The organism is Chryseobacterium sp. CFS2, assembly GCF_036543225.1.
Taxonomy (GTDB): domain Bacteria; phylum Bacteroidota; class Bacteroidia; order Flavobacteriales; family Weeksellaceae; genus Chryseobacterium; species Chryseobacterium culicis_A.
In genome coordinates, this window is the sequence record NZ_JAZHQU010000004.1 from 456790 (window position 1) to 477055 (window position 20266).

Sequence of the window (20266 nt, forward strand, 5' to 3'; positions counted from 1 at the left end):
TGTTAAAATAATAAAGGCAAAACGCCTCATGTTTTTTAGTACGAGCAAAGCCCGGTGTTATTTTTTCTGAAAGTAATTATACAATAATTTTGAATAATCTGAGCCGGTATTAATATTCATAAAACTGGCAGAGCTGTTGGTAAAGTCTTCTTCCAGCGTTCTCAACTTTTGTTTTTGCGCTTCCGCAAAGGTATACCGCCACCTTGCGCTGGAAGTATTGGCCCATATTTCTTTTCCGGTTTCCACATCAAGCAGACGGGCATATCCTACGTCAGGAATTTCATTATCCTTTTCATCATAAATCCTCATTCCCAGCAGTTGATGTTTCTTTGAAGCTACTCTCAACATTTTAGAATCATATTCATCTTCAAAATCTGAGAACAGAAAAACCAGCGATTTTCTTTTAAAAATACCCATCATATATTCCATAGCCTTATCTATTTTAGACTCTGCAGGAATATAGTCTGCAGTCAGAATATTACTGATAATGGATAGAATGTGTTTTCTTCCTTTTTGAGGAGGGATTACCTTGTATACTTTATCTGCAAACAGGATCAATCCTACCTTATCATTATTTCCGGCTGCCGAAAATCCTAAACTTGCTGCAATTTCGGCTACATATTCTCTTTTCAACTGGACCTTCGTACCATAATCCATGGAAGCGGAAATATCAACGAGAATCATCATCGTCAATTCTCTTTCTTCTTCCATTACTTTTACAAACGGCTCACGGAAGCGGGCTGTTTTATTCCAGTCTATTCTTCTGATCTCATCTCCAAACTGATAGGGGCGTACTTCCGAAAAAGTCATTCCCTGCCCTTTGAAGGCACTGTGATATTGCCCCATTAAAGTAGCTTCCGTCTTTTTTCTGGTACGGATTTCAATCTGCTTTACTTTTTTTACAATATCTTTTATCTGCATAAACGAGTTCAAGGTTTAAAATTCAAAGTTTAATGTTGAATGTGAAATATGGTTTTGGGGTTAATCTTTTAACTCAATAGAAACATTCGACCACTCATTATCAAACTTTGTATTGTATTTTTTATAAAAATTGATGGCTGGCTCATTCCAGTTCAATACCTGAAATACCATTCCACTATAGTTATTTGATTTTCCATGCTCCAATGTGGCATCAAATAATTTCTTTCCGATCTGCTTTCCTCTCAACCTTTCCGTTACTACAAGATCTTCAAGATACAGCCTTCTTCCTTTCCATGTCGAATATCTGTCGTAATACAACGATATTCCAACAATCTCAGCATTATATTCCGCAACAAAAGCTCCCCAAACAGGAGAAGAACCAAAACCATCCTGAATAAATTCATCCAGCGTCACTGTTACTTCATGCAACGCTTTTTCATATTCTGCCAGTTCTTTAATTAGGTTCAGCATGGAAGCACAATCCTCCACAACTGCTTTTCTTATGATCACATCACTCATTATGGCGCCTGTATTTTTGCTAAAATTCTATTGATAATTTCTTCTGTTGAAATCTCTTCTGCTTCTGCTTCAAATGTTAAGCCCATTCTGTGTCTTAATACATCTTTTGCCAGTGCTTTTACATCTTCCGGAATGACAAATGCTCTTCCTTTTAAGAACGCATATGCTCTTGAAGCAATAGCAAGGTTAATGGATGCTCTTGGGGAAGCTCCGAAACTAATATAATTTTTAAGTTCAGAGAGACCGTAGTTTTCCGGATAACGGGTTGCAAACACCATATCCAGGATATATTTTTCAATTTTTTCATCCAGATAAATCTGGTTGATCAATTCTTTAGCGTCTACAATGTCCTGAAGGGAAATCACTGGATTCACCGTTGGCTGATGTGACGTTGAAACCATTCTCATCACCTGTCTTTCGTCTTCAAAAGAAGGATAGTCTATGGTACACTTCAGCATAAAACGATCGCTCTGTGCTTCAGGCAACAGATAAGTTCCTTCCTGATCAATCGGGTTTTGTGTTGCCAATACCAGGAATGGTTTTGGAAGCTTCATGGTTTCATCACCAATCGTCACCTGTTTTTCCTGCATTACTTCCAGAAGAGCTGACTGCACTTTTGCCGGCGCACGGTTGATCTCATCCGCCAATACAAAGTTGGCAAATACAGGTCCTTTTTTTATAGAAAAGTCGTTGTCTTTGATATTATAGATCATAGTTCCCACTACGTCTGCAGGAAGTAAATCCGGTGTAAACTGAATCCTTGAAAACTCTCCATGCACAGCATCTGCAAGTGTTTTTATCGCTAAGGTTTTAGCCAGCCCGGGCACCCCTTCCAAAAGAACGTGACCGTTTCCCAAAAGTCCTATCAAAAGACGGTCTATCATGTATTCCTGTCCAATAATAACCTTGTTGATTTCCTGTCTCAGAAGAGAAAATAAGTAGTTTTTTTCCTTTACTTTTTCCGTCAATTGGCGGATATCTTCAGCTTGATATATCTCTGACATAGCTTCATTTAAAATAAGTGGTAAATTTCTGATAAATACTTGCATTAATCAACATAATAAATGCCATTTTTGAGTTAAAGTTTGTTAAAAATCCGGTGTTGACGAGATATTTAAAGCTATAACGCTGAATTTCTTAGGTATAAACAAATTCAGAATTCAAATTATATCAAGGTATATCTTTATTTTATTATAATTCATAAAAAATGTCACAAAATCACTTTTGCAACATTTTAATTTATCTTCTTAATATTTAATCTGAAACTATATTATCTAATTTTAAAGCTTGGTTATTGTAATGGTAAATATATTTTCGGGAGCATCAGTAGTATCTTCATACGCTCCGACATTTATAAAATATTCTGTTCCTGATACCGTGGTAATAGTAAGCGTTTCCGCAGTACCTCCACCACCATCATCTACAGTTCCGGTACATGACAGATTACTGCAGCTGCCACTATAAACGCCTATCTGCGGATCATAGCTGCTGCCAGAAGGCATGGTCACTTTAATGGTAAACTGACTGCCATCTCCTGTGAATTTGAACCAGGTACCATCATTCATTCCTGTATCTCCATTACTTGTACATACGCTTATATTTCCTGTATTATTTGTTGTAGATACAGCATCATCCTGAGTATAGGTGTAAGGAAATACTGATGCCTGCAATGCTCCAGTACACGTATCATTTGCAGGTATTGGAGGAACAGTTTTAAAAACAATTTCTGAACACCCGGAAGATCCAGTACTTCCTGAAACGGATGTCACTTTTAAATAATAAGTGGTTCCGGCTGTAAGCACTGTGGAAGGGGTAAAGCTATTTCCTGAAACTGTTTGCTGATTAATAATATCAGCACTTCCTGAACTTGTTCCCAACGAAACTTTGTAGGATGTAGCCCCTGAAGCCGGAAGCCAGCTGAAATTGGGAGTTAAAGAAATATTCTGAGTATTATTTACCGGATAAACAACAAAAGGACATGCCGGCCCGGCGCTTGGTGTAAGACCTGAAATGGTAACTGCCGATTTATAATCCGCTCTGATTCCTCCTGGAGGAGATGCAATATCTACGACTCCGCGGTCACCTTTATAATACAGGGTTGAATAGGGAATATGAGGATAGACATGAAAAGCTTCATCAAAAGTATTGATATCCATATTCGGAGAATTCTCTTTTGCGGCAATAACCAGATTATCTACATTATTATAAGCAAATGGTGCTGTAAAAATAATTTCAACCTTATTATTGTTTTTGGTAACAGTTCCTGCGAATACCTGCGTAAGTTGTGCGGCAGGAATCCAGTCTGTACCGGAGGCAAAAGCCGTTTTCGAGGTATGACCGAGATATACTGTCCAGTTAGAAGATTCAGTAATCGTTGATGAAGAATCCACGTAAAATGTGAGTCCTGTGATATTTCCTGCTGCATTGGCATTTACTTCCTGTTTAGGATAGATTTGCTGTACATAGGAATAGGAAAAAAAACTGCTTATAGGAGCGACACCTACATTTGAACTTCCAATATTGATATTGATCTGGGCGCTCACCGCCGTCACTACAAAAAATAAAGCCAAAAGTAAAATTCTTTTCATTATTAATAACATTTATTTATAATACCATGCTAATTTAATAATAAATACTTTCATAATAGCAAAAAAAAACATATTTCATTATATATTTAAACACCAAGAAATTATTTAAACAAAAAATACATTCAAAATTAAAAACAACAAACATTTAACAATAAAAACACTCAATACCATAAAAATAAAATAAATTAAAGCCATTTTTAATACATATTTCATACATTTACACTAAACATCAATAATATGTATAAAAAGCTATTCTTTTTCAGTTTTTTCATTGCCCATCTCGTTTTCGCCCAAACGACCATGACCAATATAATTTCAGATGCAGTATACTATGATGGCTATGCTGCCACGGTATCCAACCCTGTACCTGCAGGTTTAACCAGACTGAATAATGCCAGATATACGAGAAAACTTACTGATGCAGAGTTAGACGCTTTCAAGGCTAAGATCGCTATGCGGGTAACCATCGCAGCATTGTGTGATAATTATGACCGTCTTGGGGAAGTCTTTTTAGCAATGGTTCCTAAAAACCAATCTACCTACACCATCAATGACCCTAATGTCAAAAGAATTGAAGTGGGCAGATATATTACTCCTTTCATGAATAAAAACAGAACTCCTTCAGAAGTTCCTTACACTTATGATGTCAGCAATTTATACAGTATATTTCATGATACAGCATTACGAAATGCTTATGATCTGTATATGGAACTTGATGTTTTTGGAGTTCCCTATGCAGCTCAAACCCAGGTTTCAGGCTGTTCAGGCAGAATTGATGTTTTTTCGGGAACTCTTACCTTTTTCTCAACGGATACAGGAGCCACTCCTACCGATAGCAACACTATCGTACCCATATTAAGTTATAGCACCCTTAATAACTATAACAATACTGATGTTACCGGAGAAACTGTTAGAATTGTTACTTTTAATCTACCAAACCCTGTTACCGATGCCCGTTTCTTTGTAATTTCTACTCCTCATGGCGCGAACAGTGGTGGTGAAGAATATATCAGAAGACAAAACTACACCTACATAGATGACGTACAGGTACTCACCTATACTCCCGGAGGTATTTCATGTGAACCGTACCGTGTATACAATACTCAAGGAAACGGAATCTATGGAGCCACACCTAAAACTTTCGCAGACTGGACCTCATGGAATAACTGGTGTCCCGGAAATGCTGTTCCCATCAGAGAATTTACATTACCCAACTTAACTGCAGGCAATCATACTTTGAAACACACAATTCCAACGGCAGTTTTCAACCAACAGCAGGGATATGTCATGTTATCAGTTTATATGCAGGGAAAAAGCAATATAACGTTGAATGTAAAAGATATCAGAACGGTTGATGTGAATATTTACCCCAACCCTACTTCTGATTTTGTGAATATAAAATCAAAAGTAGAAGTTAATTCTATCAGTATTTTCAACGCAGAAGGAAGAAAACTTGCAGAAACATACAAAGAGAACAGGATAGATCTTTCCTCATACAGCACAGGAATTTATTTTTTAAGTATTGTTTTAAAAGACGGAACCACCTTTAAACACAAAATCATCAAAAAATAATAAACTGTAGATCTTTTGAACACAATAATAAAACCCTCTTCAAATCTTTTTTGGGGAGGGTTTTTATATGTGTTACCTTTTCAATATAAGCGTAAAAACATCCTTATATCACTAAAAACAGTTTAAAAAATAATCTTAATCCATCCGTTTTCCCAATAGTTAAAAAACTTTAACTTTAATCCTCTACCCAAAAAAATTGTCATTTCCAGTTTATTAAACTATTTTTGGTGATTAAAAATTTTGCAAAATGAATTATCATTTTCAAGCACACAGACAGGTAAGAAAGAACCTTTTAGATATCCTTCAGAATACATCTCATGAAGATTTAATTCTGATTCCGGATGGTTTCAACAACAATATTTACTGGAATATTGCACATACCGTTGCCACACAGCAGCTGCTGCACTATTACCTGAGCGGAAATCCTTTCCGTATTGACAAATATTGGATTGAAACCTATAAAAAAGGAACTTTACCCAACTTAAATGTTCAGAAATCAGAAGTAGAAGATTTAGAGTTTTTACTTACAGAAACTTCAAAGATTTTAATGAAGGATTATGACAGTGATTTCTTCTCAGATTATACGCCCTACACAACAAGTTTCGGGATGGATCTGAAAAGCATCCAGGATGCCATCATCTTCAACAATATGCATGAAAGCCTTCACTATGGATACGTGATGGCTCAGAAAAGAGCAATTTTAGGAGAGAAATATTAGTTCAAAGTTTAAGATTTAAAGTTTAAGGTTATAGGAACAGTTAATAAATTTGAGGATTTAGAGATCTGGAAGCTATCCCGACAACTTTGTCATGAGATTTATGATATTATTGAATCTACCAACCTTAAAAATAATTTTAAACTTTGTAATCAAATCGATGGATTTTCAGGATCAGTAATGGATAATATTGCTGAAGGATTTGAAAGAAACGGCAATAGAGAATTTATACAGTTTCTTTCTATTGCGAAAGCTTCCTGTGGAGAAACCAGATCACAATTGTATCGGGTTTTCGACAGAAGTTTTATTTCTCAGGAAAAATTTGAAACATTAATGGAGCAGACAGAAACGTTAAGTAAAAAGATCAGCTCCTTTATAAAATATTTAAATACAACAGATTTAAAGGGAACAAAGTACAAAAATTGAATTTCAAAACTTTAAACATTAAACTTTGAATTTTAAACATTGAACATTGAACCTTAAACATAAAATTTTAACAACTCAATGAAAGACGATTTTATTTTCGGGCTGCGTCCCGTGATTGAAGCAATTGAAGCGGGAAAAACGATTGACAAGGTCTTTGTGCAAAATGCACTTCAAGGTCCTATTTATGCTGAATTAAAAGCCATTTTAGCGAAAAATAAAATCCGTCCCAATTATGTGCCGGTTGAAAAACTGAACCGCTTTACAAGAAAAAACCACCAGGGTGTGGTTGCCTTTATTTCGGATGTACCGTTTCATAAAGTGGAGGATATTGTTCCACAATTATTTGAACAGGGAAAAACTCCTTTTCTTCTGATTCTGGACAGACTTACCGATGTAAGAAATTTTGGAGCGATCTGCAGAACAGCAGAATGTGTAGGTGTTGATGCTATAATCATTCCGGAAAAGGGTGCTGCTCCTATTAATTCTGATGCTATAAAAACCTCTGCAGGTGCTATTTACAATATTAAAATATGTAAAGAAAACAATCTTGCTCATGCTGTGGATTTCCTTCAGCAAAGCGGAATTTCTGTATATGCTGCCAGTGAAAAAGCTCAGAAATTAATTTATGATGTCAACCTTACAGAGCCATGTGCTATTGTGATGGGAAATGAAGAAACCGGAATTTCTAAAGAAGTATTGCATCATGCTGATGAAAAAATAAAACTTCCTATTGAAGGAAAAACTCAATCTCTGAATGTTTCTGTAGCATGTGGAGCGATTTTGTATGAGGCGGTAAGACAGAAAATGACTGTGATACCCAACCCATAAACCATGAAAATACAATCACTTTTACCCTTATTTTTTGTCCCACTTATTTTTAGTGCGCAGGCAAAAAAAATAGCAACAGACAATCACCTTACCACTGAGCTTGATAAAATGGTTCAGAAAGAAGCGCTCGCTTATATGCAGGATCCTGCAAGGGTAGGGCTTTCAATAGGTGTTTTTAAAGATGGTAAAAGTTATTTTTATAATTATGGAACTACAGAAATAGGAAAAGCAGAGCTTCCAACCTCTAAAAGTTTATACGAAATTGCGTCCATTACCAAGACTTTTACCGGAACACTTCTGGCTCATGCTTTAGCAGATGGTAAAATCAAAATGAATGATGATATCCGTAAGTATTTAGATGGGAATTATGCCAATCTTGAATTTGAAGGACACCCGATAACGATTGGGAATCTTACCAATCATTCATCAGGATTGCCACAGTTTCTGCCGGATCAGTCTCAGACCTTTAAAAAACCGATGGATTCTGTAGCGATGGCCCTGTCGGATTTTTATAAAAACTATTCAAAGAAGAAGTTTTATGAGGATCTTCATCAGGCTAAAGTGGATTTTGTACCGGGAACAGACTATAAATATTCCAATGTAGGAACACAGATTTCAGGAGATATCCTTGAAAAAATCTATCATAAAAGCTATGGAGACCTGCTTGCAAAGTATATTACAACGCCACTGAAAATGAATCAGACCATTATTGGTACGAATTCTGCACAGCTATTGACTTGTTATAGCGAAAAAGGAAAAGTAATGCCCAGAAATTTCAGTACCATCTTTGCTCCTGCAGGCGGAATTATATCCACCACGGAGGATCTGGTGAAATATATGCGTTATCATCTGGATGAAAACAACAAGTATGTAAAGATATCTCATACTCCTCTTGTGAAAAGTGAAGGAGATGCGATTGGGCTATACTGGAGATTGCACGCCTATGAAGACGGCACCCAAGCGGTGTATCATACCGGAGGTACATTTGGTTTTTCAAGCGTACTTCAGATTTATCCGTCAAAAAATATGGTATAGTAATATTGTCCAATGAATCGGATGCGGAATCTCAGGGGAAGCTGCATGACATTGCAGATCATTTATTAAGAAATAGTAGTAAAAAATAAAGTTAAAAAATCAAATGAAGAACATTGCAGCGCTTGCGCTTATATCATCAATAGCTCTTGTATCTTGTAAAAAAGAGACAGCAAAAATAACGAAAGTAGACCCTAAAACCGGAAAAACAGTAACTGTAGAAGTTCCTGCCGATTCAGTGGCAAAAGTTACAGAAAACCCAGCAATCAAAGATTCTGCCGGAGTTATTACACAGACTTTCAAGCTTGAAAAAGGGAAAACATATCCTCTTACCACGTATCAGAGAGATGTAAAAACAATGACAGATCCTCAGGGAAAATCAATCACTGCAACCAGTGAATCTACAGACGAAATGAATTTTGTAGTGGATGATATTAAAGGAAATGTATATGAAATGACCCTTAATCTTGTAGCTAAGAGAAGTTCTCAGTCTGCCCAGGGAAAAACGGTGGTGGTAGATACCAAACTTCCTCTTCCTAAAGAAGATGATCTTAAAATGATCTGGAATGTCAACAAAGCACTTACCGGAAACAAGCTTCAGATGAAAATGGATACAAAAGGGAATGTAATTTCTATTACAGGATTTGATGCTGTTTACACAAAAGTAGGAAATGCTGTAGGTACACTGATCAAAGATGCTAATGAAAAAGCTAGCGTAGTAGCAAGCCTTAAACAATCATTCAATGAAAAAGTACTGAAAGATCAGTTCCATAAAAACCTGATGATTATTCCTAAAAAAGGAGTGAAAATTGGAGAAAAGTGGTCAACTTCTGAAAATGCAGACCCAAGCGGAAGTGTAAAAGTAACTTCAAATTATGTAGTAAAAAGCTTAGGAAACGGAGCTGCTGAAATTGCAGTAACAGGAGGTATCCCTAAGAAAACGGAGAAGAAAGCTCAAGGACCTATTACCCATAGCCTGAGTAGTGAACTGGTTCAGAGCGGAACCATTAAGTTTGACGAAAACACAGGATGGATTACCAACCAGAATATCAACGTAAAGACTACTCAGATAGAAACCATTTCCGATGGAAAACAATCTCAGTCTATGAAGAGTGTTTCCAACTCTTCAGTAATGGTAAACCCCTCTGCTAAATAACTTGAATAAATATTCAGGGTTTAAAGATTACTCTTTAAACCCTGAACTTTAAACAAAAAATTATGAAGTACATTCTTGAGTTAGTACTCACTGCTATTATTATTTTCTTTGTCTGGAACATTCTGAAAAGAATTTTCTTTAAGACCTTTTACAGCTATCGTTTTAACAATAACAATCAGAATAATAAACAGCAGGACATACACGACTCGAATAAGAATAACAAACAGAACCTTAACTGGGATGCAGAAACTGTAGACTATGAAGAGGTGAAAGAGAGTAATGACAAAAGGTAAACATTCCAAGAAATAAAAGATAATAACCAGCATGGCAAAAAATAAAAACTTAATTTATATTGCAATTTCAGTAGTAGTATTTATAGTTTTAGCATTTTTATATTCTACCCCTGTATTTTCAGGAAAACAACTTTTCCAGCATGATATTGTGCAATACAGAGGAGGAGCAAAAGAACTGCTTGACTATAGAGCCAATACCGGAAATGAAACCTATTGGAGTGACTCCATGTTTGGGGGAATGCCGACTTATCAGATGGGAAGCCAGTTTAAGGGTGATATCATCAAGAAAATCGACAGCAATCTGAATTTCCTGCCAAGGCCGGTTAATTATCTCTTCCTGCTATTTGCAGGTTTTTTCCTTTTGGGAATGGTAGTGGTCAGAAACTGGAAGTATGCTCTTCTGGGAGCCACTTTCTTCGGGCTTTCAACCTATTTTTATATTATTATTGCAGCCGGACACAATGGTAAGGTAAATACCATTGAATACTTTGCCCCGCTGTTAGCCGGAATTTTACTGGTTTATATCAGGAAACAATACATCTGGGGATTCATCGTCACCACCCTTTTTATGGGGCTTCAAATTGCGGCAAACCACCCACAGATGACCTATTATCTGTTCCTTGCTTTAGGATTTTTATTCCTTTCTGAGCTGATCAGAGCGATACAGAAAAAAACACCGATGAAGCATTTCCTTATTTCATCAGGAATTATTGCTGCATCATGCATGATCGGGGTTGGAATGAATTCACAAAGAATCATGGCTAATTCAGAATATGTAAAAGAAACTGTTCGTGGAAAACAGATTTTAACAAACGACAGCCATACTTCAGGAAAATCCGGAATGGATAAAGAGAGCATGCTGATGTGGAGCTACGGACAACTGGAAACTTTAAACCTTTTCATCCCAAGATTAATGGGTGGTGGAAGCCAGGAACCTGAAGGAAAAGAAATCATGAACAGGGTTCAGGAACTGGTGCAGGAAAATGTAGGCTCACAATCTGAAATGGATAGAATTTCCAAAGGGTTCAGCGGAGTAACTTATTGGGGTGATCAGCCGGGAACCTCCGGACCTGCATACCAGGGAGCTATTGTATGTTTCCTTGCATTGTTAGGCTTCTTCTTTGCCTCGAAGAAATACCGTTACTGGATTCTGGGAGCTTCCATCCTGACGATCTTACTAGCCTGGGGAAGTAACTTTATGCCGTTATCTGATTTCTTTATCGATTATGTACCGTTCTATAATAAATTCAGAGCACCTTCATCCATTTTAGTTGTTGTGGAATTATTATTCCCATTAATTGCCATCCTGGGATTATACAGATTTTTCACAGATGAAAAACTGACTGAAGAGTACAAACAAAAAATACTTATGTATGTAGGAGGTGGAACTCTGGGATTCTTATTGATTCTTTTAATCTTTGGAAAATCATTACTAGGGTTTGCTACAGAAAATGAAAAAACATATTTCCCTCCTTTCCTACTCGATTATCTGGTAGATGAGCGATATAAATTGTTTAGAATAGATGCGATAAAAGCATTCATTTATGTGGCGATTACCGCTGCTGCTTTATTCTTAACTTTAAAGAAAAAGCTTAACCAGAATATTGCTCTGGTAGTCATTGGACTTGTAAGTTTATTTGATCTTTGGACGGTAAACAAACGTTATTTAAATGACGAAAACTACGTAGATAAAATCTTTGCTGAAAACCCTTTCCAGACAGAAAGTTCAGACCTGTTGGCTGAAAAAGTTCAGGGAAATCCGAATCTGGAATCTATTTTATCCAATGTCAACATCAACAAAACATTGGAAACAATTGCTGAAAAGGACAAAACGCACTACAGAATTTACAACCAGACACTGGGAGTAACCAGTGAAACCAATACTTCTTATTTCAAGGCTTCCATTGGAGGTTATCACGCTGTAAAATTAAGAAGATATGATGATGTACTGAATGAATATATCAATAGTATTGACAGTGTAAAAACACCTAACGTATTAAATTTACTGAATGCAAAATATATGGTTTTCGGAGGCCCCGAGCAGCCACAGGTTGTTCCTAATCCAAAAGCCAACGGAAATGCATGGTTTGTAAGCGATTTAAAATTTGTAGAGACTCCTAACCAGGAAATTAAATCTATCGGAACGATTGACAATAAGAAAACAGCCGTTATTGCGTCATCTGATAAAGCATATTTTGACAACAAGCCCGTTCAGGCGGATTCTGCAGCATTTATCAATCTTACGAAATACCAGCCTAATGAACTTGAATTTAAATCTCAGTCGAAAACGCCTCAATTGGCAGTATTCTCTGAAGTTTATTACCCTCACGGATGGAAGATGTTTGTAGACGAAAAAGAAGTTCCTTATATCAAAGCAGATTACTTGCTTCGTGCAGTACATGTTCCGGCAGGAAATCACCATATCAGAATGGTATTTGAACCTGAAGTGATTGAAAAAGGAAAATGGCTTTCTCTACTGTCATTCGGTTTATTTATTCTTTTGTCTGCATTTGGAATTTTCTGGATGAATAAAAACAAGAAAAAAGAAATTGTAGCTGAACAAAAAGCTTAATCCTATATAATCAAAGTGTCGTTCAGAATGACATAGAGCTTAAAAAATGGAACAGAAGAAAATATTGATTATCACCTATTACTGGCCTCCTGCGGGAGGTCCTGGTGTTCAAAGATGGCTGAAGTTTGCAAAATATCTGCCGGATTTCGGATGGAAACCCGTCATCTACACTCCGGAAAATCCGAGTTATCCTTTATTGGATGAAACCCTGATGAAAGATGTTCCTGAAAATATTGAGATGGTAAGAACCAAAATCTGGGAACCTTATCAACTGGCAGAAAAGCTGAATAAAAGCAATAAAAAATTTAAGGCAGGACAATTTGATGTAGGTAAAAACCAAAGCTGGAAATCCAAACTTTCCATCTGGGTGAGAGGTAATTTTTTCATCCCTGATGCCAGAGTTTTTTGGGTGAAGCCTTCGATAACATTTTTGGAAAAATACCTGCGAGAACATCAAATAGATACGATTGTAACTTCCGGTCCGCCCCACTCTCTCCACCTGATTGGTTTAGGACTTAAAGATAAAATGCCGGATCTGAAATGGATTGCCGATTTCCGTGATCCATGGACAGAAATTTCCTATTACAAGCATTTGAAATTAACCAAAAGTTCGGATAAAAAACACCATCGGCTGGAAAGTGCTGTATTTAAAAATGCAGACATTACACTGGCAACAAGCTATACCGATGCAGAAAACTTCAGGAAAGCGGGTGCGAATGCTGTTTGTATTACGAATGGATTTGATGAAAGTGATTCAGAGGGAAAAGTAAAAGGACAGAATTATCAGGATCAATTCACTTTAAGCTATATCGGAGTTTTGGAGCAGCTTAGAAATCCTGAAAACCTATGGAAGGCACTCGATGAACTGATCAAGGAAAACACTGATTTTGCAGCTGATTTTAAATTAAAATTTGCAGGAAGAATCGATGATAAAATCCTATACGCTATTGAAAATTCAAGTCTGAAAAATCATATTCTAAATCTTGGATATCTTTCTCATGGTAAAGCGGTAGAGGAAATGCAGAATTCAAGTCTACTTCTTATTACCAATTTCCCGAATGAAACCTCAAAGGGAATCATCCCCGGAAAAATATTTGAATATCTGGCTTCAGGAAAACAGATCCTATCATTTGGACCCGATCAGGCGGATGTGGCAAAAATTCTGAACGAAACGCAGTCAGGAAAGCATTTCAATTATCAGGATACAGAAACAGTGAAGAAGTTTATCCTTGAAAAATTCAACCTTTGGAAAGAAGGAAGTCTTCATGAAAACACTCAGCATATTGAACAGTTTTCAAGAAAAAATCTAACCCGTCAGCTGACTGAAATCTTATAATAAAGCAAGGAAGTTAGAAGCTGGAAGCTGGAGGTCTTACTCTACAAATTCCATTTGTGGCTTCTAACTTCTAACTTCTAACTTCTAACTTCTAAATCGTCCACTGATCATTTACAACAGCGATCAGATAGTATTTACCCTGAAATTCTTCAAATACAAAACGAACTGTTTTCCAATCCATTTCGCCATATTTTTCAGTTCCTTTGATATAATTTTCCGTGAAATCATCTTTAGGATAAATCTCTTGTAAGTTATTCAGGGAATTTCCTCCTCCGATAAATTTATTCAATGAATATTGTGATGTCGTAAAATCTTTGGAAAACACCCATTTACTAAGATAATCATTGATTGTTGCTTTATAAGGATCCCCTGAACCGTCATGTGCTCCCCAGGTAAACAAGGTTTTGGTAGGTTGATATTTTTCAAAATCTGCTTTAGAAAAATGTTTATCTCCTTTCATATCAACAAAAGCATACATTGAAAAACGAATTCCTTTTTCGGGATGAATCAAGGAGGCAAAAGTGGTATAATCTTTAGCTTTCAGCGCTTTCAAAACCTCATCATTGGTCTGCTTTAAAACCACCTCTTTATTAGCATTATTCTTAATGATGTCTGCACTATCTGTTTTGGTCTGTGCTATGGAATCTATCTCATTGGGAACAGGTTTCCCAACTTCTTTCTTACAGGCCACTATCATACTCAGGGCGAACACCGCCATTAATATTTTTTTCATATTTTACATTTTGAAATTGCTAAAAAACACCAAAACTGATGCCAAGCAGCAGATGAGACAAAGAATCATGAATTCGTCATTCATCATTGATAATTTATAATTTCAGTCGTACCTTTGTTAGATGGAAATGTTGGATATTCTCATTATCGGGGCCGGACCAATTGGTTTAAACTGTGCTCTTGAAGCTCAAAAAAATAACCTTAGTCATGTCATCATAGAAAAAGGAACCATTGTCAACTCACTGTACAATTATCCTTTATATATGCGTTTTTTCTCTACTGCAGAAAAACTGGAAATTGATGAAGTTCCCTTTATTTCTACGGCTCCAAAACCGGGAAGACAGGAAGCTCTGGAATATTATCAGGGAATTGCAAGGCAGAAAAAGCTGAACATTAATCTGTATGAAAAAGTTCTGAATGTCTCAAAAAATAATGAAATATTTGAGATCGAAACTACAAAAGCAACCTATCATGCTAAAAATGTAGTGATTGCCACCGGATTCTATGATATTCCCAATCTTATGAATATTCCCGGCGAAAATCTTCCAAAGGTTAAACATTATTACACCGAGCCTTATCCTTATGCAAAACAGAAAATAGTGGTGGTAGGATCAAGCAATTCTGCTGTAGATGCAGCGCTTGAAACTTATAGAAAAGGAGCTGAAGTCACTATGATCGTTCGTCATTCTGAGATTTCCAAAAGTGTAAAATATTGGGTTAAACCGGATATTGAAAACAGAATTGCAGAAGGAAACATAAAAGCTCATTTTAATGCAGAAATGGTCGAAATTAAAAGTAATACCGTTATTTTTAAAGACGAGAAAGGAGCAATTCATGAAATTGATAATGATTTTGTACTGGCTATGACGGGTTATCTTCCCGATTTTGATTTCCTGAGAAATTCAGGTATTGAACTTAATGGAGACTGTCTGAATCCGTTTTATAATCTTGAAACCATGGAAACCAATGTTTCCAATCTTTATCTTGCAGGAGTAGTATGTGGTGGAAAAGATACCCATCTTTGGTTCATTGAGAACTCAAGGGTTCATGCGAACATGATCATCAACACGATTCTTTCCAGATCTTAATCGTAAACGATTAGTATAATACAACTTCGGGCAATTTCTACGAAATTGCCCGAAGTTGTATTTTTGAATCCATGAATCAAAAGCATTCATCTTACATCAAATCTTCTTCAACTTTTTTTCTATCCTTAAGCATCCAGGGAACAATAAAGTAAAAACCAACAGCAATAGCCACAGCCAGTACTCCTGTTCCGATCCATAGGATATTGAACCCTAATTTTTCTGCGATTAGTGTTCCTATATAGGGTGTAATAATGAATGCAATGGAAAATGATATCCCATTCAATCCCATATAAGCTCCTTTATTATTCTCTCCTGACCGTAATGCGGTAATGGTTGACATAAAAGGAAGTGTCCATATTTCTCCCACACAAAGAAGTGTCATAGACAGAACAAGGACGATCATACTGTAATCAAATGCCAGCATGGCATAGGAAACTCCACATAGGAAAGTTCCGATCAACATGGTAAAGGCTAAACTGAAATACTTCTCTGCTACCTGTACCAGTCCCATTTCCAACAAAACAATCAGAAAACCACTGTAACCAAGGATATATCCAATATTTTGCTGGCTCAGATGTGCGGTGTCCTTATAAAATATCGTCAGCGTACTGAAAAGCTGGAAGAAACATATCGAAAACAGCATACAGAATGCGCAATAAATCAAAAATTTACGATCGCGGTACGGAGAACTTTCTTTTTTAATAACAATGGCTTCCTTTACCTTTTTCGCTTTTTGTTTCGCTAATCTTGTACGATCTTTAAAGAACCAGATATACATCAATCCAGCCAGCAAAGCAGCCAGCGCATTACTGAAAAACAGAAATTCATAGGAAATAGCCGACAAAATACCACCTAACGCCGGGCCGATAGAAAACCCAAGATTTACAGCCATACGGTTTAGTGAGAACGCACGGGTAATATTTTCAGGTTTTGCATATTTGGTAATTGCCACGGAGTTTGCCGGACGGAAAGTTTCACTTACAATACTTTGGGCTAAAATAATTCCTGCCAGGCCAGCTTCCGTTGTAAAAAGCGGAATTAAACAAAATAAAGGAACACTGAGCAATAAACTCAGACTCTGTACCCTATATTCCCCTATTTTATCCGTAATCATTCCTCCCAGCCAGGATCCGATAACGGAACCTATCCCGAAAAAGCTCAGTACAATTCCTGAATTTTCAATACTGAAATGTAAATGATTGGTCATATAAACTCCCAAAAATGGAAGCACCATAGAACCGGCCCTGTTGATGAGCATTACCAACGCCAGCATCCAACTCTCTTGCGAGAGTCCTTTAAAAGAACTCGTATATACGTTAATTAGTTTCACAATAATATTTTGGAGGGGAAATTCGAAAGTGCAAAATTAGATAAAAATAACCCAAAAACCCTTGTTTAAACCCTGTTTTTATAAATAAAGTCTATAAAAACAGACCATCATCTGTATCCTTAAAAAAACATTTTTTTAACTATATAAAACCCTAAGACCTTTATAAAAATCGTAAATTGCAGTAACAACAGGCGTTTTGAGCTACAAAAGACTCTAAAACATAATAAAAACTTAACCAATACGTAAGAATGATAACCTACGAAAATTTACATGATACCCTATCTTTTTACAGTATTGACTGCCGCCAATCCTATTATATTTCTTCCGGAAAACCCATTTTTGAATTTCCCAAAGCGCCTTTCAGAATGGATTATTATGCTCTCTGTATTTGTACCGCAGGAGAAATCAATATTGAGATAGACCGTCAGAAATATAAAGTAGATGTTCACAGTTTTTTGATGGCAGCTCCTTCCACCATTGTAAAGTTTGGAAAGACCAGCGATGATTTTAAGATGAAACTGTTGTTCTTTGACAAGAATTTTTTAATTAAAAACATTTCCAATCCTTTTATCATTGAGAAGATGAATCTTTTCTCTAAAGGTTCTTACAGCATTGTAAAAACTACAGTGAAAAATTCTTCATTACTGCAGAATCTTCTGGATGATCTTGAAAAAAAATCCAAGAAGGAAGGAAAGTTTACTGAGGAAATTATCCGTACTATTATTTTCCTTCTGCTGCTTGAAACGGCTGAGATTATGGAACATCAAAACACAGCAAATCCGGCAAAAGAAGAAGGAAAAAAAGACCTTTATCTGAAATTCAGCCAACTCATCAGAGAAAATATTAACAGGGAACGAACGGTTCAGTTTTATGCAGATCAGCTGCACGTTTCCAATAAATACCTCATAGAGATTATTAAAAAGGCAAGTGGAAAAACACCTCATGAAGTGATTGATGAAGCCCTATTGAAAGAAGCCTTTGTCATGCTCGGAAATCCTGATATAACGATTTCGGAAGTTGCATTTGAACTGCAGTTCAATTCCGCTTCGGCATTCGGTCGTTTTTTCAAAAAACATACGGCTCTTTCCCCTTCAGAATACAGAATGAAGGAAAATATTCAGTCATGAGAATTTGGGGATAATAATTCTGAACTTGAGGATATATGTCGCTTTATGAATCAAAGTACCTTTATACTGTTAATTAAAAACAATAAAAGATGAGTACGATCAATTCAAAATTCGACAAAGTTTTAAATGCCTCTGAGCAGTTTGGAAAAGTGAACCACGAACCGGATTCAAGTAAAGAAGTTCAGATTAACACTCCTGAAAAAACGATGCCTTTCTCCGACCAGATCGGAAACTATCAGCGTAATAAAGGAATTCCTTTACAGTCTTACGAAAACAGTAAAATCTATATTGTAGGAAGCGGAATTGCAGGGATGTCTGCCGCTTATTATTTCATTCGTGACGGCCGTGTTCCCGGCAAAAACATTATTTTCCTCGATCAGCTGAATATTGAAGGCGGATCTCTGGATGGAGCCGGCAACGCAAAAGACGGCTACATCATTCGTGGAGGACGAGAAATGGATATGACCTATGAAAATTTATGGGATATGTTCCAGGATATTCCCGCTTTGGAACTACCAGCACCGTACAGCGTATTGGATGAATACCGTCTTATCAATGACAATGACCCGAATTATTCTAAAGCAAGACTGATCCATAATCAGGGACAAATCAAAGATTTCAGTAAATTCGGTTTGGAGAAAAAAGATCAGCTGGCGATTGTAAAACTTTTATTAAAGAAAAAAGAAGAGCTGGACGATCTTACCATTGAAGATTATTTTTCTGAATCATTCCTCAACAGTAATTTCTGGTTCTTCTGGCGTTCTATGTTTGCCTTCGAAAACTGGCACAGCTTACTGGAGCTGAAATTATATATGCACAGATTCCTTCATGCTATTGACGGAATGAAAGACTTTTCATGTCTGGTTTTCCCAAAATACAACCAATATGATACCTATGTAACACCACTCAAAAACTTCCTAGTAGAAAAAGGGGTACAGATCCAGTTTAATACGTTGGTTAAAGATCTTGACATTCATATCAATACAGAAGGAAAAACAGTAGAAGGTATTATTACAGAACAGAACGGAGAGGAAGTAAGAATTCCAGTCGGTAAAGAAGATTACGTTATTGTAACTACCGGATCAATGACTGAAAGTACTTTCTACGGAGACAACAATACCGTTCCTGAAGTGACAATAGATAACAGCAATGCCGGACAAAGTGCAGGATGGAAGTTATGGAAAAACCTGGCTGCAAAATCTGAAGTATTCGGGAAACCTGAAAAATTCTGTAGCCATATTGAAAAATCTTCCTGGGAATCTGCAACTTTAACATGCCGACCTTCTGCATTCACAGAAAAATTAAAAGAATTGTGTGTGAATGATCCTTATTCAGGAAGAACTGCTACCGGAGGTATTATTACCATTACAGACTCTAACTGGGTGATGAGTTTTACCTGCAACAGACAGCCGCACTTCCCTACCCAGCCGGATGATATCCTTGTTGTTTGGGTATATGCTTTACTGATGGACAAAGAAGGTAATTATATTAAAAAACCAATGCCTCAATGTACCGGAAATGAGATACTTGCCGAGTTATGCCATCACCTTGGAATGACAGATCAACTGGATAATGTTATAGAAAACACGATTGTTCGTACTTCATTTATGCCTTACATCACCTCTATGTTTATGCCGAGAGCACAGGGAGACCGTCCGAGAGTTGTTCCTGAAGGATGTACCAATTTAGGTCTTGTAGGACAATTCGTAGAGACCAATAATGATGTGGTATTCACCATGGAAAGTTCTGTGAGAACAGCAAGAATTGCCGTTTACAATCTTCTTAACCTCAACAAACAGGTTCCGGACATCAATCCGCTACAGTATGATATCCGACATTTATTAAAAGCTACCCAGGCTCTTAATGATTACAAACCTTTCTTAGGAGAAGGAATTTTAAGAAAAATATTAAAAGGAACTTATTTTGAACATATTTTAGTCAACCGTCCGGAAGAAAAAGAAGAGCATGAATCTTTCTTAACCAGATTCCAGGATTGGGTAAAAGGAGTAAAAGACTAAAAATATCAGCTTA

General features: G+C 36.6%; 18 protein-coding genes. 12 read left to right on the forward strand and 6 right to left on the reverse strand.

Annotated features, from left to right (window positions below; all coding sequences use genetic code 11):
- Positions 1–57: 57 nt before the first annotated feature.
- From ODR02_RS11970 to ODR02_RS11985, 4 genes are all read right to left on the reverse strand, one after another.
- On the reverse strand, positions 58–921 hold the full coding sequence (locus ODR02_RS11970; protein ID WP_309512579.1) for a DUF58 domain-containing protein: 864 nt from the start codon (positions 919–921) through the stop codon (positions 58–60).
- Between the two features lie 60 nt (positions 922–981).
- Complete coding sequence (locus ODR02_RS11975; protein ID WP_209788339.1) at positions 982–1440, reverse strand: GNAT family N-acetyltransferase; 459 nt, start codon at positions 1438–1440, stop codon at positions 982–984.
- Positions 1440–2444: an AAA family ATPase gene (locus ODR02_RS11980; RefSeq protein ID WP_209788338.1), complete on the reverse strand. Its 1005-nt coding sequence runs from the start codon at positions 2442–2444 to the stop codon at positions 1440–1442. Before ODR02_RS11980 ends, ODR02_RS11975 begins: the two co-directional genes overlap by 1 nt.
- A 276-nt stretch (positions 2445–2720) precedes the next feature.
- Positions 2721–4028, reverse strand: coding sequence for a hypothetical protein (locus tag ODR02_RS11985; RefSeq protein WP_309512580.1), 1308 nt, complete (start codon positions 4026–4028; stop codon positions 2721–2723).
- A 237-nt stretch (positions 4029–4265) separates the two neighbouring features.
- On the opposite strand from ODR02_RS11985, the gene ODR02_RS11990 reads away from it, so the two are divergent.
- The 9 genes from ODR02_RS11990 to ODR02_RS12030 all read left to right on the forward strand — a co-directional run bounded on the left by ODR02_RS11990 (position 4266) and on the right by ODR02_RS12030 (position 13958).
- Complete coding sequence (locus ODR02_RS11990) at positions 4266–5600, forward strand: peptide-N-glycosidase F-related protein (RefSeq protein WP_309512581.1); 1335 nt, start codon at positions 4266–4268, stop codon at positions 5598–5600.
- A gap of 247 nt (positions 5601–5847) precedes the next feature.
- Entirely contained in the window at positions 5848–6318 is a 471-nt protein-coding gene (locus tag ODR02_RS11995; RefSeq protein WP_002977558.1) for a DinB family protein, read from the forward strand.
- A 30-nt stretch (positions 6319–6348) separates the two neighbouring features.
- The gene (locus ODR02_RS12000) at positions 6349–6741 is read left to right on the forward strand and encodes a four helix bundle protein (RefSeq protein ID WP_309512649.1); all 393 of its coding nucleotides are present in this window, start codon (positions 6349–6351) and stop codon (positions 6739–6741) included.
- Positions 6742–6819: 78 nt separating this feature from the next.
- Positions 6820–7569, forward strand: a complete 750-nt coding sequence (gene rlmB / locus ODR02_RS12005; RefSeq protein WP_047434093.1) for a 23S rRNA (guanosine(2251)-2'-O)-methyltransferase RlmB — start codon at positions 6820–6822, stop codon at positions 7567–7569.
- 3 nt (positions 7570–7572) lie between these two features.
- On the forward strand, positions 7573–8604 hold the full coding sequence (locus ODR02_RS12010) for a serine hydrolase domain-containing protein (protein WP_309512582.1): 1032 nt from the start codon (positions 7573–7575) through the stop codon (positions 8602–8604).
- A 103-nt stretch (positions 8605–8707) separates the two neighbouring features.
- A complete protein-coding gene (locus tag ODR02_RS12015) occupies positions 8708–9757 on the forward strand; it encodes a DUF6263 family protein (RefSeq protein ID WP_209788327.1) in 1050 nt (349 codons plus the stop codon).
- Between the two features lie 62 nt (positions 9758–9819).
- Positions 9820–10050, forward strand: a complete 231-nt coding sequence (locus tag ODR02_RS12020) for a hypothetical protein (protein WP_105681040.1) — start codon at positions 9820–9822, stop codon at positions 10048–10050.
- A 31-nt stretch (positions 10051–10081) separates the two neighbouring features.
- A complete protein-coding gene (locus ODR02_RS12025; protein ID WP_209788324.1) occupies positions 10082–12622 on the forward strand; it encodes a YfhO family protein in 2541 nt (846 codons plus the stop codon).
- A 46-nt stretch (positions 12623–12668) separates the two neighbouring features.
- Positions 12669–13958, forward strand: a complete 1290-nt coding sequence (locus tag ODR02_RS12030; RefSeq protein WP_309512583.1) for a glycosyl transferase family 1 — start codon at positions 12669–12671, stop codon at positions 13956–13958.
- A 91-nt stretch (positions 13959–14049) separates the two neighbouring features.
- Here the strand turns inward: ODR02_RS12030 and ODR02_RS12035 are convergent, their stop codons facing one another.
- Positions 14050–14691 (reverse strand): hypothetical protein, encoded by a 642-nt coding sequence (locus ODR02_RS12035; protein ID WP_309512584.1) that lies wholly within the window; start codon positions 14689–14691, stop codon positions 14050–14052.
- Positions 14692–14812: 121 nt separating this feature from the next.
- Here ODR02_RS12035 and ODR02_RS12040 point away from each other — a divergent pair, with 121 nt between their 5' ends.
- Positions 14813–15778 carry a YpdA family putative bacillithiol disulfide reductase gene (locus ODR02_RS12040; RefSeq protein WP_309512585.1) on the forward strand — a complete coding sequence of 322 codons (966 nt, stop codon included), beginning with the start codon at positions 14813–14815 and terminating at the stop codon, positions 15776–15778.
- A gap of 91 nt (positions 15779–15869) precedes the next feature.
- On the opposite strand, the gene ODR02_RS12045 is transcribed toward ODR02_RS12040, so the two are convergent.
- On the reverse strand, positions 15870–17051 hold the full coding sequence (locus ODR02_RS12045) for an MFS transporter (protein ID WP_309512650.1): 1182 nt from the start codon (positions 17049–17051) through the stop codon (positions 15870–15872).
- Between the two features lie 305 nt (positions 17052–17356).
- Here ODR02_RS12045 and ODR02_RS12050 point away from each other — a divergent pair, with 305 nt between their 5' ends.
- Positions 17357–18235, forward strand: coding sequence for a helix-turn-helix domain-containing protein (locus ODR02_RS12050; protein WP_309512586.1), 879 nt, complete (start codon positions 17357–17359; stop codon positions 18233–18235).
- An 89-nt stretch (positions 18236–18324) separates the two neighbouring features.
- The gene (locus tag ODR02_RS12055) at positions 18325–20253 is read left to right on the forward strand and encodes an oleate hydratase (protein WP_309512587.1); all 1929 of its coding nucleotides are present in this window, start codon (positions 18325–18327) and stop codon (positions 20251–20253) included.
- The last annotated feature ends 13 nt before the right edge of the window (positions 20254–20266 follow it).

Excerpts from the sequence above, each read along its gene's own strand:
- ODR02_RS12030 (WP_309512583.1), top strand. The coding sequence starts at position 12,669 with ATGGAACAGAAGAAAATATTGATTATCACCTATTACTGGCCTCCTGCG.
- ODR02_RS11985 (WP_309512580.1), bottom strand. The coding sequence starts at position 4,028 with ATGAAAAGAATTTTACTTTTGGCTTTATTTTTTGTAGTGACGGCGGTG.
- ODR02_RS12050 (WP_309512586.1), top strand. The coding sequence starts at position 17,357 with ATGATAACCTACGAAAATTTACATGATACCCTATCTTTTTACAGTATT.
- ODR02_RS11995 (WP_002977558.1), top strand. The coding sequence starts at position 5,848 with ATGAATTATCATTTTCAAGCACACAGACAGGTAAGAAAGAACCTTTTA.
- rlmB (WP_047434093.1), top strand. The coding sequence starts at position 6,820 with ATGAAAGACGATTTTATTTTCGGGCTGCGTCCCGTGATTGAAGCAATT.
- ODR02_RS12055 (WP_309512587.1), top strand. The coding sequence starts at position 18,325 with ATGAGTACGATCAATTCAAAATTCGACAAAGTTTTAAATGCCTCTGAG.
- ODR02_RS11980 (WP_209788338.1), bottom strand. The coding sequence starts at position 2,444 with ATGTCAGAGATATATCAAGCTGAAGATATCCGCCAATTGACGGAAAAA.
- ODR02_RS12025 (WP_209788324.1), top strand. The coding sequence starts at position 10,082 with ATGGCAAAAAATAAAAACTTAATTTATATTGCAATTTCAGTAGTAGTA.
- ODR02_RS12045 (WP_309512650.1), bottom strand. The coding sequence starts at position 17,051 with ATGCTGGCGTTGGTAATGCTCATCAACAGGGCCGGTTCTATGGTGCTT.
- ODR02_RS12010 (WP_309512582.1), top strand. The coding sequence starts at position 7,573 with ATGAAAATACAATCACTTTTACCCTTATTTTTTGTCCCACTTATTTTT.
- ODR02_RS12020 (WP_105681040.1), top strand. The coding sequence starts at position 9,820 with ATGAAGTACATTCTTGAGTTAGTACTCACTGCTATTATTATTTTCTTT.
- ODR02_RS11990 (WP_309512581.1), top strand. The coding sequence starts at position 4,266 with ATGTATAAAAAGCTATTCTTTTTCAGTTTTTTCATTGCCCATCTCGTT.
- ODR02_RS12015 (WP_209788327.1), top strand. The coding sequence starts at position 8,708 with ATGAAGAACATTGCAGCGCTTGCGCTTATATCATCAATAGCTCTTGTA.
- ODR02_RS11970 (WP_309512579.1), bottom strand. The coding sequence starts at position 921 with ATGCAGATAAAAGATATTGTAAAAAAAGTAAAGCAGATTGAAATCCGT.
- ODR02_RS12040 (WP_309512585.1), top strand. The coding sequence starts at position 14,813 with ATGGAAATGTTGGATATTCTCATTATCGGGGCCGGACCAATTGGTTTA.
- ODR02_RS11975 (WP_209788339.1), bottom strand. The coding sequence starts at position 1,440 with ATGAGTGATGTGATCATAAGAAAAGCAGTTGTGGAGGATTGTGCTTCC.
- ODR02_RS12035 (WP_309512584.1), bottom strand. The coding sequence starts at position 14,691 with ATGAAAAAAATATTAATGGCGGTGTTCGCCCTGAGTATGATAGTGGCC.